The organism is Phycicoccus jejuensis, assembly GCF_044797865.1.
Classification (GTDB): Bacteria; Actinomycetota; Actinomycetes; order Actinomycetales; family Dermatophilaceae; genus Phycicoccus; species Phycicoccus jejuensis.
On record NZ_CP085209.1, the window covers coordinates 2,754,865 to 2,770,547 of the forward strand.

A 15,683-nucleotide genomic window follows, 5' to 3' on the forward strand; every position below is an offset into this window, starting at 1 on the left:
ACCCCGACAAGAACGGAGCCAACGCACGTGTCGAACCTCAGCACCGACCTGACCGACCGACTCACCCGGCCCGAGGAGACCGGCCTGGACGCAGGCCTGCTCGTCCCGCTGTTGCGGCTGCTCGTGGACGGTGAGCCCGTCACCCTCGAGCAACTCGCCGCCGCATCCGGCCGCACCGTCGACGACGTGCGCCGTGGTCTGGCCGCCGTGCCGGACACCGAGTACGACGACCAGGGCCGGATCATCGGCCAAGGCCTCACCCTGCGCCCCACCGCGCACCGGTTCACCGTGGCCGGCGAGGAGCTCTACACCTGGTGTGCCCTCGACACCCTGATGTTCCCCGCCCTGCTCGAACGCGCCGCCCGCATCGAGTCGGTCTCGCCGGTCGGCGGTGACGCGATCCGGGTGGGCGTTGACCCCGCCGGCGGTGTCACCAGCGTCGAGCCTTCCACGGCTGTGGTGTCCCTGTTCAACCCCGACGAGATCACCTCGATCCGCTCCTCATTCTGCAACCAGGTGCACTACTTCACCTCCCCCCAGGACGCGGCGGACTGGCTCGCCGGGCACCCCGAAGCCGAAGTGGTCACCGTGGCCGACGCCTTCCAGCTCGGCGTCGCCCTCACCGCCAGCCTGCTTGGCCGGATCCAGGCCGACCCGGCCGGGTCCGAGGACCCCCACTGCTGCTGACACAAGGCCGACGAGAGGGCCGACGAGAGAACGAGAGAGGGAACACCCATGGCATCAAACCGCGACAACCAACCAGGTGGCGGTGGCCTGCTCATGGCCGCTGGAGCCGGGCTGCTCATGGTCGCTTGCTGCGCCCTTCCCCTCCTCATCGCCGGCGGAGCACTCGCTGGGATTGGCGGGTTCATTCGCAGCCCGTGGGTGATTGCGGCAGGCGTCCTGCTCGTCGTCGTTGCGGTGCTGGCCGTCCCACGACGGCACAAGCGCGATGACGACGACTGCTGCGCACCCCACCCGTCCCGGAACGAATCCACGCCGGGCCGCGCCCGAGGAGAGGACCGCTGACCAGTGCACCCCACTGACATTCCCGATCGCACCGGTAACGCTCGCCGCGCCCGCCCATTTCGGCGCCGATTCACTGCGCTGGGCATGATCAGCGTGCTCGCCGTCTTGTTGACCGCCTGTGGAGGCCTGACCAAGGACAACCCCTCCCCGGCAGGTAACGGAGGCGCCTCCACGGCAGGTTTCACCGCCCGCACCATCGCCGGCAGCTCCATCACGCTGCCCGGTGAGCGTCCGAGCGTGCTGCTGTTCTTCTCCGTCGAGTGCGGCGGCTGCGGACCCACCGCCAACGCCCTGGCCCAGGCGCGGGCCCAGGATCCCAAGGCGGCGGACTTCGGGGTCATCGACGTGGCCGCCTACGAGACGTCCAAGGACATCGAAGGATTCCTCAAGGACTACGACGCCACCGCCCTGGCCTACGCCAGTGACCCCGACGGCACGTTGACCGCCCGCTACGGGGTCACCCAGTTGAGCACCGTGGTAATCGTCGACCCCGACGGCAAAGTGGTCTTCCGGGGCGTGGAGCCCAACGCCGAGAAGATCCGTGCCGAGCTGGACAAGGTGACGGGCTGATGGGCGGGCTGCTTGCGCTTGCCTTCGCCGCCGGCATGGTGGCCCCCGTCAACCCCTGCGGGTTCGCGCTCCTGCCCGCCTGGATCACCCTCTCCCTGGGAGACACCACCCACCACACCGCCCTGGCGGGCCGCCTAGCCCGGGCCCTGCCGTCCGGAGTCGCGCTGACCATCGGGTTCGCCGGCACCCTGGTGGCCGTCGGACTCATCGTGAGCGCCGGAGCCCACGCGGTCATCAAAGCGGCGCCCTGGCTCGGGCTGGCCACAGGAGTGGTGCTGCTGCTGTTCGCGGGGGCGATGCTCACCGGTCGCTCACTGGGCCTCCGTCTGCCCGGCATTGGCGCGAAGCCCGCAGCGCGAGGCCACGGGGTGGGCCAATCGGCCGCCTACGGCGTCGGGTTCGCCGGGGCCTCGCTATCGTGCACCTTCGGGGTGCTCCTCGCGGTCATCGCTCAGGCCCAGGCCACCGCCACCTACACCGGCCTGATCGTGGTCTTCGCCGTCTATGCCGCCGGGGCAGCCACCGTCCTGCTGCTCCTCGCCATCGCCACCGCCATCGCCGGCACCGCCCTCACCCGGGGCACGGCCTCCCTGGCCCGGTACGGCCCCACATTCACCGCGATCGTGCTCGCGGTCACCGGCACCTACCTCATCTGGTATTGGTACCCGACCGCAGTGACGGGTGACCGCGCGACCAGCGGCACCGGCCTGACCGGCGTCGCCGCCACCGCCGCCACCTGGGTGCAAGCCCACGGCACGCTCATCGCCCTGTCCGCGACGGGAGGCGTCCTGCTCGCGCTCGCGGTGGTCATTCACCACCACCGAACCAGCCGCATCACCGACCCGGGGGAGGCCGCGGATCCGATGGTGACCGATCCCGGGGGCTGCTGCGCCCACGCGCTCACACGACCGGAGACACCCGCGCGCGACCAGGATCGTCGCGAGGGCCGTTCGCGGTGAGGCCGACAGCCACCTCACCCCACCTTGCCGGAGCCGCCGGCCGTCTCGCATTGCGGCTGTTCGCGGTCATCGCGGCAGGGCTCGGCGCTGTGGCCGCCTTCATCGGAGCAGGGTTGGCGATGCTCGGCCTCTGCTGTGGCGCCCCCTTGGCCGTGGCCGGCGCCGGTACGGCTGCAACTACCGCAGGGGCCAGCGTGAACGGGCCCGCGTCCTGGCCGTTCTTCCTCGGCGCTGCCGCGTTCTTCGCCGCAGCGTGGATGCTGCACCGCGGCGCTTGGGCCCGGGCTTGCCGCCCGCCCGCGCGGCGGTCAGATCGAGCTCGTCAGCACGTACCTGAAGGGTAGCTGGCTGCTGCGCGTCGCCAACGGATCGCCAAACACCTACCTGGTCGCCCCAACCCACCGCCTCTTACAACCATTCCACTATGGAGAGATGCAGATGAATGAACAGTTCGACCTGATCGTCATCGGCGCCGGCATGGCCGGTGTCGCCGCCGCCAACAAGTGCGCGGCGCAGGGATGGAAGGTGGCCATCGTGGACTCCCTGCCCTACGGAGGCACCTGCGCGCTGCGGGGGTGCGATCCGAAGAAGATCCTGCGCCGCGGGGCCGAGGTCATCGACAGCGCACGGCTGATGCGCGGCAAGGGCATCGACGACGCTGACCTTTCCATCAACTGGGCCGACCTGATGAAGCACAAGCACGGCTTCACCGACCCGGTGCCCCAGAACGTGGAGGACGGCCTCACCGGCAACGGGGTTACCACCCTCCACGGCCGCGCCAGGTTCACCGGCCCACGCCAACTGGAGATCGAGGGCACCCCCTACGACGCACACCGCTTCCTGGTCGCCACCGGCGCCCGCCCCCGCCCCCTGGACTTCCCGGGCCACGAGCACCTCATCGACAGCACCGACTTCCTGAACCTCGAGCACCTCCCCTCCCGGATTCTGTTCGTCGGCGGCGGTTTCATCTCCTTCGAGTTCGCCCACATCGCCGTCCGTGCCGGCAGCTCGCCGACCATCGTCGACCGTGGCGAGCGCCCACTGAAGAACTTCGACCCGAACCTCGTCGAGCTGCTGGTCGACCGTGGCCACGAGATCGGTATCCAACTGCGCCGCACCACCACTATCCGCGAGGTACGGCCGTCCGGTGATGGCTACCAGGTCACCCTGGAACGCGACGGTGACCAGGAGACGGTCGAGACCGACCTCGTCGTCCACGGCGCCGGACGCGTCGCGGACCTGGCTGACCTGGGACTCGACGCCGCGGGCGTCGAGTGGGGCGAGCACGGCATCCACGTCGCCGACTACCTGCAGAGCATCACGAATCCCCACGTCTGGGCGGCCGGGGACTCAGCCGACACAGCGGGAATGCCGCTCACCCCGGTCGCGGTCTCCGAAGCCAAGGTCGCCGCCTCCAACATGCTCAAGGACACCACCACGGCCCCGGACTACTCAGGCATCCCCACCGCGGTCTTCACCATCCCTGAACTTGCCCGCGTCGGCATGCTCGAGGCCGAGGCCCGCGACATCGGCATCGTCCTCATCGTCCGCTACAACGACACCAGCGACTGGTACTCCAACTACCGCATCGGGGAGACAACCGCAGCCGCGAAGATCCTCATCGACCAGACCAACGACCAGATCGTCGGCGCCCACCTCCTCGGACCCGAATACGGCGAACTGATCAACACCCTCGGCCTGGCCATCAAGCTCGGCCTCACCACTCGGCAACTCAAATCCGCGACAGCCGCCTACCCCACCACCGGGTCCGACCTGGGCTCGATGCTGTGAGAGCCCTCTGACCTTCCGGGCCGCCCGTTCATCAGGCTCGCCTCGCGGACGTGTCGTCGCCGAGCACAACTCAGCCGCCGCGGTCGCGAAGCCGTTGCCGTCGGCCCGCGACCCAGCCCGACGCCGCGGGATGGCGTGACTAGCAGGCACACCACGGCTACATCCCGGCGCGGATGCTCAGCCGCCGTGACAACCTTTCAACGCGACCTTTGGAGGAACGGTGCACATCCGACAAGCCGCCCTTGACCTGGTCCTGGCCGTCGCCGCGGGATACGTCGGCACCAAGGCCATGGAACCGGTCAGCATGAAGTTGTACGACATGGAGTCCGCAGCTGACCGAGTGCGCGAGGACGCCGTACGCCCGGGACCGCCGTACCGGGTCGCAGCAGAGAAGCTCAGCCGCCGCGTCGGCTTGGATCTCAGCGACGAGCAGCTGGATCGCTTGAGCCTGGCCTTCCACCACGGCCTGGCCATCCAGTGGGCGCCGCTCTATCCCCTCCTGCGGCGTAGCACCGGGTGGTCTCCGCCAATCGCCGGGCTCGCGACCGGTGCGGCCATGAGTATCGTCGCCGACGAACTCATCACCCCCGCCTTCGGGTTCTCCGCAGCAAACCTCGACTATCCGCTCAGCACGCACCTCCGCGGAGTCATCGCGCACCTGGTCTTCGGGCTCGCCGTCGCCGGGACCGTCGAGGCCGGATGGGCGGTAGGCAGAGGGCGTACCTCGACGGCAGACCGACGGGTAGGCACGAGCGGGCCTTGACTCACGCAGCACATCGGCGATCTGGGGCCGTCCCTTACTGGAACGCCTAGCGGGAACTGGCTGGTCATGCCCGCTGCGGCTTCACTCAAGCGGCACGAGATGCCCGTATGACCCGTCCGGGGCCCTCGCCGGGACTGGACCGTCGTACGGCAACGCCTACTGCTTGCCTGTAGATGGCTAGCCCAATTTGGGCGGAGTGGGGCACACACAGTGGACGCAGCGTCGCGGCTGGAGACGCGCGCTGCGCGGCGGCAGGACGCATCCGGCAACGACCACTCCGGACCTGACCGTGACGTCACAGGGGACGCCGGATCGCGGCTTGAGACTTCGGTAGTAGACGAGCTGAGTCGAACCGGTAGGGCGCCGGTCGGACTCAGCTGCATGTTCCCACGGTGCTCCTTCGTGACCTTTGGTCTCGAGCACCAACCGAGACAGGAAGAACTACTCGGCGTTGGGCGCCCAGCCGTCCGAGCGGCCGAAGGTCAGCATGCCGCCTCCAGGAGGTCGCGAACGGCCGGCGCTGTCGAAGCGGGATAGCACTTGGGTAGCACGACGGAAAGCGAAACAGCCCCCGACTCTGCGTTTCCGCAGGTCAGGGGCCGTTCTCGATGGTGGGCGATACTGGGTTTGAACCAGTGACCTCTTCCGTGTCAAGGAAGCGCGCTACCGCTGCGCCAATCGCCCGTGGGGTCCTACTCGAGGTGGAGACGGGATTTGAACCCGTGTACGCGGCTTTGCAGGCCGCTGCCTCGCCTCTCGGCCACTCCACCATTGGGGGCGGCTAACCCTCCGAGCGGATGACCGGGTTCGAACCGGCGACCTCAACCTTGGCAAGGTTGCGCTCTACCAACTGAGCTACATCCGCGCGCGTCGGAAGCGATCCCTTTCGGCATCCCCTCTCGGCGTGCTCCGAAACAGTATCCGACCCGTGCCGCGAACTCCAAACCGGGGCCGCGGGAGGCCCGTCGGGCGCTCAGCGGTCGTTCTCGGAGCCCGCGAGGACCTCGCGCGAAGCGGGCGTCTCGGCGGGCTCGGCGGCGTTGGACAGGGGCGTGATCGGCTGGCTGGCGGCGGTGCGCAGGCTGCGCAGGTCGAGCTCGTCGGTCTCCCCCGTGCGCCGGTAGTCGCCGAAGGGGTCGCGCGGCGCGGCCGGTGCGGCCACCGAGCGGTGACGGATCCGGTCGAGGAGGCGCGTGTGCAGCGCGCGGCGCTCGTCGGCCGGCCACAGCTCGCGGATGGCGCCGTTGAGCGCGGCGCCGATGAGCACCGCGATGGCGAGGGCGTAGAGCCAGATGAGGATGACGATCGGCGCCGAGAGCGGCCCGTAGATGGACGTGCCGCCGAGCGAGGCGGCGATCGAGCCGCGCACGACGAACGAGGCCAGCGCCCAGATCACGAGGGTGAGGACCGCGCCCGGCACGTCCCGGGTCCACGGCGACCGGCGTGGCGTGGACACGTGGTAGAGGCTCGTGAGCCCCCCGACGGTCAGCAGCGTGACGAGCGGCCAGTAGAGCAGGGTCAGCGGGTGCCACGCGGTCGGCAGCAGGTCGCCGAGGAGCGTCGGGCCGAGGAGCACGAGCGGGATCGTGACGATGCCGAGGAGCAGCGCGACGACGTAGAGCGAGAACGACAGCGCCCGCGTCTGGATGATGCCGCGCACCCCCGACTGGCCGTACATGATCGAGATGGTGTCGACGAAGACGTTGACCGCGCGCGAGCCGGACCACAGCGAGAGGACGAAACCGATCGACAGCAGGTCGAAGCGTCCGCCGCGCAGGACGTCGTCGACGGTCGGCCCGAGGACCGAGTTGATGACCTGCGGCGTGAGGAACTGCGTCGCGTACCGCAGGATGGCCACGCGCACCTCGTCGACGGTGTCCGGCCCGAGCGCGCCGCCGAGGTAGCCGAGCCCGCCGAAGAGCCCCAGGACGAGAGGCGGCAGCGAGAGCAGCGCGAAGAACCCCGCCTCGGACGCCAGGCCGGTGACCCGGTATCGCAGGCAGACCCGCGTGGTCACCACCGTCAGACGAGCGAGCGGCAGCGCCCCCGGGACCCGCGCGAGGGCCCGGCTCACGCGGCGCTTCGCGTCGGTCATGCCGCCCACGGTATCCGCCGTACAGTGCATCGGTGCGCACCCACGACGTGACCAACCAGGTGCCGCCGATGGAGGGGCACGACGTCCTCGCCGCCGACGCGGCCCTGACCGAGGCCGTGGAGCGCTGGGTGCGCCCGGCCGACGGTGGCGCCGCCGACGCGCTCGGGGCCCTCGGCCGGCTCGCCGGGACCCCCGAGGTGCGGACCTGGGCCGACCACGCCGACCGGGTGCCGCCGACGCTCCGGACGCACGCGCCGACGGGCGAGCGCCTCGACGAGGTCGACTACCACCCGCACTACCACCGGCTGCTCGAGGTCGCGGTCGGCGAGGGCCTGACCGCCGAGCCGTGGACGCGACCGGCCGGCAGCGGGGCGCACGCACGCCGGGCGGCGGGCTTCGTGCTCTGGTCCCAGGTCGAGGCCGCGCACCCGTGCCCGGTCTCGATGACCTACTCGGCGGTGCCGGCGCTGCGCCACGCGCGGGAGCTCGCCGACGCCTGGGTGCCGGGGCTCGCGGCGCGCGTCTACGACCCCGTCCTGCGGCCGCGGGCCGACAAGCAGGGCCTCACCCTCGGCATGGGCATGACCGAGAAGCAGGGCGGCTCGGACGTGCGCGCCAACACGACGCGGGCCGTCCTGACTGCCGGCGGTCCACTGCCCGGCGAGACCTACCGGCTGACCGGCCACAAGTGGTTCTGCTCCGCCCCGATGAGCGACGGCTTCCTCGTCCTCGCGCAGGCCGACGGCGGGCTCACCTGCTTCCTCCTCCCCCGCGTCCTCGACGACGGCACCCGCAACGCGCTCCACCTCCAGCGGCTCAAGGACAAGCTCGGCAACCGCGCCAACGCGAGCTCCGAGATCGAGCTCGACGGCGCGTGGGCCTCGCGCGTCGGCGACGAGGGGCGCGGCGTCCGCACCATCATCGAGATGGTGTCCTCGACCCGGCTGGACTGCGTCCTCGGCTCGGCGGCGACGATGCGGGCCGCGCTGACCCGTGCCGTGCACCACGCCCGTCACCGCCGGGCCTTCGGGGCGGCGCTCTTCGACCAGCCGCTCATGCGCAACGTGCTCGCCGACCTCGCGCTGGAGTCCGAGGCGGCCACCGTGCTCGGGATGCGCCTGGCCCACGCGGTCGACGCCGGCGAGCACGACCTCGCGCGGCTCGGCGTCGCCCTCGGCAAGTTCTGGGTGTGCAAGCGCACCGCGCCGATGGTCGCCGAGGCGCTGGAGTGCCTCGGCGGCAACGGGTACGTCGAGGAGAACGGGCTCGCCCGCCTCTACCGCGAGGCGCCGCTCAACTCGCTCTGGGAGGGCTCGGGCAACGTGGGCGCGCTCGACGTGCTGCGCGCGCTGACCCGCGAGCCCGCCTCGCTCGCGGCGCTCGGCCAGGAGCTCGCCCTCGCCCGCGGCCACGACCCCGCCTTGGACGCCGCCATCGACGCGTGCGAGCACGCAGGGGCCGAGGCGATGGAGCCCGACGCCGCCTGGAACGCGCGCCGCGTCGTCGAGCGGCTCGCCGTCACCCTGCAGGCGGCGCTCCTCGTGCGCCACTCCCCCGGCCCGGTCGCCGACGCCTTCGTCGCGAGCCGCGTCCGCCGCGAGCACGGCGCGGTCTTCGGGACGCTGTCGGACGCCGTCGGAGTCACGACGGCGGGCATCGTCGTCGACCGGGCGCTGCCGCCCGGGGCCGCCGACGGGCCGGTCAGGGGCTGAGCTCGAGCCGCTCGCGCTCGGCCTCGACGTCGAAGTCGGCCGCGGGCCACTGCGGGTCCATCCGCTCGAGCGCCTCGAGCAGGAGGTTGGTCACGGCCAGCCGGGCGTACCACTTGCGGTCGGCCGGGACGACGTGCCACGGCGCGGCGTCCGTCGAGCAGCGCTCCAGCGCAACCTGGTACGCCTCCATGTAGTCCGTCCAGCGGGCCCGCTCGTCGAGGTCGCCGGGGTTGTACTTCCAGTACTTGTCGCCCCGCGAGAGCCGCTCCCCGAGGCGCTCCTTCTGCTCCTCGGGTGAGAGGTGCATCATCACCTTGACGACCGTCGTGCCGTCGGCGACCACCTGCTCCTCGAACCGGTTGATCTGGCCGTACCGGCGCGACCACGTCGTGCGCGGCACGAGGTCGTGGACGCGGACGATGAGCACGTCCTCGTAGTGCGAGCGGTCGAAGACGCCGATGAGCCCCGGCGTCGGCAGCGCCCTGCGGATGCGCCAGAGGAACGGGTGCCGCTTCTCCTCGGCGCTCGGCGCCTTGAAGGAGGTGATGCGCACGCCCTGCGGGTCGACGGCCCCGACGACGTGGCGCATGATGCCGCCCTTGCCGGAGGTGTCCATCCCCTGGATGACGAGGAGCACCGAGCGCGTGCCGCCGCCCTTGGACTCGGCGAAGAGGCGCTCCTGGAGGTCGGACAGCCGCTGCTGGAGCTCGACCATGACCTCCTCACCGTCGGACTTCTTGCCGTCGAAGCCGGGCGTCGAGCCCGGGTCGACGTCACTGAGCCGGTCACCGGGTCGGAACCGGAGGGCCTCCGACCAGGACGCGGCCTCGACCGCCTCGTCCGCACGCGCCTGCGCGGCCGCCTCGCGCTTCTTGCGCGCCTTCTTCGCCGCCTTGCCCTCGAGGTCGGCCGCCTCGACGGCCCGGCCGGCCTTCGTCCCCTTGCCCTTGCGCTTGCCCATCTCGGCATCCTCGCAGAACCGGGCTGCGAGGATGCCGTCGTGCGCGTGCTCATCGACCCCCGCCGTCCCGCCTCCCCCGGCAGCCGGGTCACGGCCGCCGACCTCGTCGACCTCTACGCGCCTGCACGGCACCGCCGCTGGGTGCGCTCCAACATGGTGACGACGCTCGACGGCTCCGCCACCGGCGCGGACGGGACGAGCGGGTCGGTCAACACCCCGGCCGACCACCGCGTCTTCGCGGTCCTGCGCGACCACGCCGACGCGGTGCTCGTCGGCGCGGGCACCGTGCGCGACGAGGGCTACACCCGCGTCCCGCCCACCCGTCGCTCCCCGGTTCCGGCGGCCCTCGTCGTCGTGACCCGCAGCGGTCGCGTGCCCAAGGGCCTGCACACGCCGACGGAGGGACGCGGCGCGGGCCTGCTCGTCACCTGCGCGTCCGCCGGCGACGCGGCGCTCGCACGGGCGCGCTCCGTGCTCGGCGAGGAGTCGGTGCTCGTGTGCGGCGACGACGAGGTCGACCTCCCGGAGGCGCTGGACCGCCTGGCCGAGCGCGGGCTGCGGCACGTGCTCGTGGAGGGCGGGCCGTCGCTCCTCGGCACGGCGCTCGCGGCCGGCGTCGTCGACGAGATGGCGCTGACGACGGCCCCGGTGGTGGTCGGCGGCGACTTCCCGCGGATCGTCGGCGGGCCGGCCCTCGCCGTCCCGGACGGCGTCGCGCTCCGGCCCCACCTGCTGCTCGAGGAGTCGGGCACCCTGCTCGGCCTCTGGCGCGTCCGCCGCTGACCGGCGCCGCCAACTGGTTTCAGCCCGAGGCGAACTCGCGGACGAGCGACTCCCACCGCTCGGGGTCTGTGTTCCACTCCTTGCAGTGCCGCGCCAGCCGCCACTCGTGGAACTGCACGAGGTCCGGGCGCGCCTGGGCGAGCGCCAGCGACGGACCGAAGGGCACGAACTCGTCGTCGGCGGAGTGGATGAGCAGCACGCGGTGGCGCAGCTCGTCGGCGCGCCGCACCCAGTCGGTGAGGGCGAGGTCGACGCCCTCGTGCACCCCCACCAGCCGGTGCCCGAGCCGGTGGCGCATCAGGAGGCGCGCGAGCGAGCCGACCGGCGGCGGGATGTGGTGCTCGTGCGCATGGTGCGCGAGGACGTCGCCCCAGTCGACGACCGGCCCGTCGAGGACGACCCGGCCGACCGCGTCGGCGTGCACCGACCGGTCGAGGGCCTGGAGCACGATGGCTCCCCCCATCGACCAGCCGGCGAGCAGCAGCTCCTCGGCGCCGCGGCCCAGGGCGTAACCCATCGCGGCGTCGATGTCGCGCCACTCCGACAGGCCGAGGGCGTACCGGCCGTCGGGGCCGGCGGGGACGCCCTCGTCGTTGCGGTAGGTCGGCACGAGACAGGTCCATCCCTCGGCGAGCAGGGGCGCGAGCGCCCGGACCGTCTCCTCGCGCCGGGCACCGCGGCCGTGCACGAGCACCGCCCAGCGCGTGGTCGGCACACCGTCCGGCGTGACGACCCAGGCGGGCATCGGGCCGAGCTCGCCGTCGTAGGTGACGTGCTCGGTCGGCAGGTCGAGGCTGTCGTCGGGGGCGCTGCCGTGGAAGTAGGGGTTGAAGCGTGCCGTGCCGGGCGCGAGCACGCCGCGGTCGACCCCGAGCAGCTCGCGGCGGACGCGGCCGGCCGTCGCGTCGAGCTCGAGGACCTCGCCGTAGCGGGCGTGCCCGAGGCCGCCCTCGAGCCACAGCCCGTAGCGACCGGGGACGACCGTCTCGGCGGTCGTGCCGAGGACGACGCTCGTGGCGTCGGCGGAGTGGACGACGACGTCGTCGGGTCGGGCCCGCTCGGGGGTGACGACCCTGCGGGCGAAGTAGGCCGCGGCGGCGACGGACCCACCACCGGACGCGAGGGCGGCCGTCCCCCCGACGGCAGCGCCGGCGAGGGCGAGGCGACGAGCACGGCCGGCCCGGGTCGGTGCGCGCTCGGTCACGTGGGCTCCCCGGCCAGGACGGCCGAGAGGTCGTACGAGACCGGCTCGTCGAGCTGCTCGTACGTGCAGTCCGCCGGGTCCTTGTCAGGGCGCCAGCGCACGAACTGGGCGGTGTGCCGGAAGCGCACACCCTCCATGTGGTCGTAGCGCACCTCCACGACGCGCTCGGGCCGCAGCGGCGTGAAGGAGAGGTCCTTCCCGGCGGCCCACCGGCTGCCGGCCGCGTTCTGCGGGGTCCGGTTGCCCTCCTCCTGCTTCGCCCAGGCCCACGGGTGGTCGTCGAAGCCCGTGACGAGCGGCTGGAGCTCCTCGAACAGCTCCTTGCGGCGGGCCATCGGGAACGCGCCGATGACCCCCACGGACACGAGCGTGCCGTCGGCGTCGTGGATGCCGAGGAGCAGGCTGCCGATGACGTCGTCGCCGGACTTGTGGGTGCGGTAGCCGGCGACGACGCAGTCGGCCGTGCGCTCGTGCTTGATCTTGAGCATCGTCCGCTTGTCCGGCTCGTACGCCCCGTCGGCCGGCTTGGCGACGAGCCCGTCGAGGCCCGCCCCCTCGAACTCGGTGAACCACCCGGCGGCGATCCCGGGGTCGCGCGTCGCGGGGGTGAGGTGGACGGGGGCCTGCGCGTCGGCGAGGGCCTCCTCGAGCAGGGCGCGGCGCTCGGCGAAGGGCCGGCCGGTCAGGTCGTCGTCGCCCAGGGCCAGCAGGTCGAACGCCACGAACCGGGCCGGCGTCTCGACGGACAGCTTCGTGACCCGGCTGGCCGCCGGGTGGATGCGCTGGCTGAGCAGCTCGAAGTCGAGCCGGTCCTCCCCCGGCCGGACGACGATGATCTCGCCGTCGACGACGCAGCGCTCGGGCAGGTTGGCCAGCGCCGCCTCGACGACCTCGGGGAAGTAGCGCGTCATCGGCTTCTCGTTGCGGCTGCCGATCTCGACGCGGTCGCCGGAGCGGAAGACGATGGAGCGGAACCCGTCCCACTTCGGCTCGTAGACGACCTCGGTGTCGCGCAGCACCTTCGCGTCGAGGCCCTTGACCGGCTTGGCGAGCATCGGCGCGACCGGGGGCACGACGGGCATCCCCCACTCCTCGCGCAGCGCGGCGTCGCGCTCGGCCTTGGGCGCCATGTACTCGGCGTCGGCCTTGTCCTGGCGGCGCTTGCTCGGCTGCACGCGCGGCGGCTCGCCCGGCATCTTCGGGTAGTCGGGTGGGAAGTTGAGCTCTCCGAGGCCGCGCTCCTCGACATCCCTGTCCCACAGGGCGATCGCCGTGGTGACGTCACCGACGGTGCCGTCGATGCCCTCCCAGGCGTCGCCGCGGTCCTCGAGGACGTCGGGGACGGTCAGCACGGTGAAGTCGCCGGGCGAGACGGTGGGCAGCTCGTCCCAGGTGACCGGCATCGAGACCGGCGCACCGGGCAGCGGGCGCGGGCTGTACGCCGACGCGATGGTGCGGTCGCGGCAGGCCTGGTTGAAGTCGACGAAGACGCGCTCGCCGCGCTCCTCCTTCCACCACGACGCGGTGACGAGGTCGGGCAGGCGGCGCTCGAGCTCGCGGGCGATGCCGATGACGCCGTGGCGCACGTCGAGGAACTCGTGCGTCGGCGCCACGCGCGCGTAGACGTGCACGCCGCGGTTGCCGCTCGTCTTGGCCCAGGCCGTGAGCCCGAGCTCGCCCATCAGCTCGCGCAGGGCGACCGCGGCCTCGACGGCGTCGGAGAACGCGCGCCCGGGCTGCGGGTCGAGGTCGATGCGCAGCTCGTCCGGACGGTCGGTGTCGGCGGTGCGCACCGGCCACGGGTGGAAGGTGACCGTGTTCATCTGCACGGCCCAGACCGCGGTCGCGACCTCGTCGACGACGATCTGCGGATGGCGCCGGCCGCTCGGGTAGCGGCAGCCGACCGTGCCGACCCAGTCGGGCATCCCCTTCGGGGGGTTCTTCTGGTAGAACTCCTCGCCCTCGATGCCCTCGGGGAAGCGCTGGAGGGTGACCGGCCGGTCGCCGATGTGGCGCACGAGGCAGTCGCCGACCGCCCGGACGTACCCCGCGAGGTCCCCCTTGGTGATCCCCGCGTCGGGCCACATGAGCCGGTCGGGGCTGCTCAGGCGGACCTGCCGGACGCCGTGCGGCCCCTCGACCTCGACGATCTGTGCATCGGCCATGTCCCGGAGCCTAACGACGGGTGCCGACGGGCGGGTGGACGCGGCGGGAACCATCGGGGCGCGCGTGGTGTTGGGACGGACATGACGATGAAGCCCACCGGTCACGAGTACACCGTCCGCAAGACCGACGCCGAGTGGCGCGAGCAGCTCTCGCCCGCCGAGTACCAGGTGCTCCGCGAGGCCGGGACCGAGCGCCCGTGGGTCGGGGAGTACACCGACAGCAAGACCACCGGCGTGTACGCCTGCCGGGCGTGCGGCGCCGAGCTGTTCGAGTCGGACACGAAGTTCGAGTCGCACTGCGGCTGGCCGTCGTTCTGGAGCCCGCTGGCCGGCGACGCCGTCGAGCTGCTCGAGGACCGCTCGATGGGCATGAAGCGCGTCGAGGTCCGCTGCGCCGCGTGCGGCAGCCACCTCGGGCACGTCTTCGAGGGCGAGGGGTTCGACACCCCGACCGACCAGCGCTACTGCATCAACTCGATCAGCATGACGCTGCGCCCGGCCACCGACGCCTGACCCGCCCGCACCGCGCCGCCCCCCACCCCGCTCGTCACACGCGTATCGGGTCACCCGATACGACCGCGCCTCACCCGAGTTCCGTTCTCGGGTGAGGCGCACCGTTGTCCGGGATGGCCGGCCGCGTCAGGCGTCCGGCCGGCGCTCGGCCCTGGCGCGCGCCGCCGTCAGCCGCGGTCCCAGGACCGCCGGCGCATCGAGCTCGGACCAGATGATGCGCTCGAAGAGGTAGCCGGCCCGGCGCCCGCGGTCCTCGCGGCGCTTCTCCTTCCAGAGCGCGTCCGCGTCGCTCGCGTACTTGACCCGGCCGTCGAACTCCAGCACGAGGTTCGTGCCGTCGACCCCGAGGTCCCCGTAGCCGAAGACCCCGGCGGCGTCCCGCAGGGGTAGCTGCGGCGTGACGCGCCAGCCCAGGGCGACGACGAACCGGCGCGCCAGCGACTCACCGACCGACTCGGAGCGTCCGTCCATGAGGGCGACCGTCGTGCGCACCCGGGCCGACTCGGGCCATCCCTCGACGAGGTCGGCGACCGCCTCGATCTCGGCGCGGGTGACCAACCCGTGGTGCAGGGCGTGGTCGGCCGCCACGACGGCGGCGACGTGGCCGTGGTCGAGCGCGGTCTGCACGATGGCCTCGGCCAGCCCCGGTGCCGTCGACGGGCTCGTCGAGGACCGCAGCGACGGGTGCGGCGGACGGATCCGGCACAGGTCCGTCAGCACCTCGCGATGGACGGGTCGCGCGACGTCGGCCCGGTCGGAGCCGACCCGGTGGACCGGCACGCCGGCCAGCACGAGAGCGGAGGCACCGACCGCGTACGAGTCCGGGTACAGGGCCAGCGCCCCGCGTGTCCGCACGAGGAGGCGGGCATCGACCCGACCGTCCCGCCACGGCGTGGTGCTGGAGACGGAGCGCGCGACGGCGTGCACCTCCTTGTCCCGCCGCAGCCGCGCCAGGCCACGGTCCCCGACCCCGATGCGCCGGGCCTGCATCGTCGTGAAGACACCGCCCTGGGCGTCGGCCAGCGCTCGGAGTGCGTCATCCATCGGGCCAGCGTCGGGCGGCGCGACGGGTCACGTCATCGGGGTCGACCCGATCTGTGGACGACCGCGCTCGGTGACGCGCCCTGTGGACGACGCC

The 15,683-nt window shown here is 72.3% G+C and carries 13 protein-coding genes and 3 tRNA genes; 8 read left to right on the forward strand and 8 right to left on the reverse strand.

Features of this window, described 5'->3' with window-relative positions:
* Positions 1-27 precede the first annotated feature (27 nt).
* From merB to LG324_RS13100, 5 genes are all read left to right on the forward strand, one after another.
* Complete coding sequence (gene merB, locus LG324_RS13080) at positions 28-687, forward strand: organomercurial lyase MerB (RefSeq protein ID WP_404348520.1); 660 nt, start codon at positions 28-30, stop codon at positions 685-687.
* 426 nt (positions 688-1,113) lie between these two features.
* Positions 1,114-1,599: a TlpA family protein disulfide reductase gene (locus tag LG324_RS13085; RefSeq protein WP_404348523.1), complete on the forward strand. Its 486-nt coding sequence runs from the start codon at positions 1,114-1,116 to the stop codon at positions 1,597-1,599.
* The gene (locus tag LG324_RS13090) at positions 1,599-2,558 is read left to right on the forward strand and encodes a cytochrome c biogenesis CcdA family protein (RefSeq protein WP_404348526.1); all 960 of its coding nucleotides are present in this window, start codon (positions 1,599-1,601) and stop codon (positions 2,556-2,558) included. The genes LG324_RS13085 and LG324_RS13090 overlap by 1 nt, the downstream gene beginning before the upstream one ends.
* A gap of 438 nt (positions 2,559-2,996) precedes the next feature.
* Positions 2,997-4,349, forward strand: a complete 1,353-nt coding sequence (locus LG324_RS13095) for a dihydrolipoyl dehydrogenase family protein (protein ID WP_404348528.1) — start codon at positions 2,997-2,999, stop codon at positions 4,347-4,349.
* Positions 4,350-4,569: 220 nt separating this feature from the next.
* A complete protein-coding gene (locus LG324_RS13100; protein ID WP_404348530.1) occupies positions 4,570-5,112 on the forward strand; it encodes a DUF1440 domain-containing protein in 543 nt (180 codons plus the stop codon).
* Between the two features lie 609 nt (positions 5,113-5,721).
* Here the strand turns inward: LG324_RS13100 and LG324_RS13105 are convergent.
* The 4 genes from LG324_RS13105 to LG324_RS13120 all read right to left on the reverse strand — a co-directional run bounded on the left by LG324_RS13105 (position 5,722) and on the right by LG324_RS13120 (position 7,207).
* Positions 5,722-5,796 (reverse strand) — tRNA-Val (locus tag LG324_RS13105).
* 15 nt (positions 5,797-5,811) lie between these two features.
* A tRNA-Cys gene (locus LG324_RS13110) sits at positions 5,812-5,882 on the reverse strand.
* Positions 5,883-5,904: 22 nt separating this feature from the next.
* A tRNA-Gly gene (locus LG324_RS13115) sits at positions 5,905-5,977 on the reverse strand.
* A 108-nt stretch (positions 5,978-6,085) separates the two neighbouring features.
* Positions 6,086-7,207, reverse strand: coding sequence for a YihY/virulence factor BrkB family protein (locus LG324_RS13120; protein ID WP_404348532.1), 1,122 nt, complete (start codon positions 7,205-7,207; stop codon positions 6,086-6,088).
* A gap of 32 nt (positions 7,208-7,239) precedes the next feature.
* Between LG324_RS13120 and LG324_RS13125 the strand changes: the two genes are divergently transcribed.
* Positions 7,240-8,919 carry an acyl-CoA dehydrogenase family protein gene (locus tag LG324_RS13125; RefSeq protein ID WP_404348534.1) on the forward strand — a complete coding sequence of 560 codons (1,680 nt, stop codon included), beginning with the start codon at positions 7,240-7,242 and terminating at the stop codon, positions 8,917-8,919.
* On the opposite strand, the gene LG324_RS13130 is transcribed toward LG324_RS13125, so the two are convergent.
* A complete protein-coding gene (locus LG324_RS13130) occupies positions 8,909-9,880 on the reverse strand; it encodes a polyphosphate kinase 2 family protein (RefSeq protein ID WP_030529044.1) in 972 nt (323 codons plus the stop codon). The two genes, LG324_RS13125 and LG324_RS13130, sit on opposite strands and share 11 nt — an antisense overlap.
* Positions 9,881-9,919: 39 nt before the next feature.
* On the opposite strand from LG324_RS13130, the gene LG324_RS13135 reads away from it, so the two are divergent.
* Positions 9,920-10,663 carry a dihydrofolate reductase family protein gene (locus LG324_RS13135; RefSeq protein WP_404348537.1) on the forward strand — a complete coding sequence of 248 codons (744 nt, stop codon included), beginning with the start codon at positions 9,920-9,922 and terminating at the stop codon, positions 10,661-10,663.
* Between the two features lie 19 nt (positions 10,664-10,682).
* Here LG324_RS13135 and LG324_RS13140 read toward each other — a convergent pair whose 3' ends face one another.
* Both LG324_RS13140 and LG324_RS13145 read right to left on the reverse strand, forming a co-directional pair.
* Positions 10,683-11,867: an alpha/beta hydrolase family protein gene (locus tag LG324_RS13140; RefSeq protein ID WP_404348540.1), complete on the reverse strand. Its 1,185-nt coding sequence runs from the start codon at positions 11,865-11,867 to the stop codon at positions 10,683-10,685.
* Positions 11,864-14,032, reverse strand: a complete 2,169-nt coding sequence (locus tag LG324_RS13145; protein ID WP_404348543.1) for an ATP-dependent DNA ligase — start codon at positions 14,030-14,032, stop codon at positions 11,864-11,866. Before LG324_RS13145 ends, LG324_RS13140 begins: the two co-directional genes overlap by 4 nt.
* A gap of 87 nt (positions 14,033-14,119) precedes the next feature.
* Between LG324_RS13145 and msrB the strand changes: the two genes are divergently transcribed.
* A complete protein-coding gene (gene msrB / locus LG324_RS13150) occupies positions 14,120-14,545 on the forward strand; it encodes a peptide-methionine (R)-S-oxide reductase MsrB (RefSeq protein ID WP_404348545.1) in 426 nt (141 codons plus the stop codon).
* Positions 14,546-14,671: 126 nt separating this feature from the next.
* Here the strand turns inward: msrB and LG324_RS13155 are convergent, their stop codons facing one another.
* Complete coding sequence (locus tag LG324_RS13155; RefSeq protein WP_404348547.1) at positions 14,672-15,589, reverse strand: type IV toxin-antitoxin system AbiEi family antitoxin domain-containing protein; 918 nt, start codon at positions 15,587-15,589, stop codon at positions 14,672-14,674.
* Between the last annotated feature and the right edge of the window lie 94 nt (positions 15,590-15,683).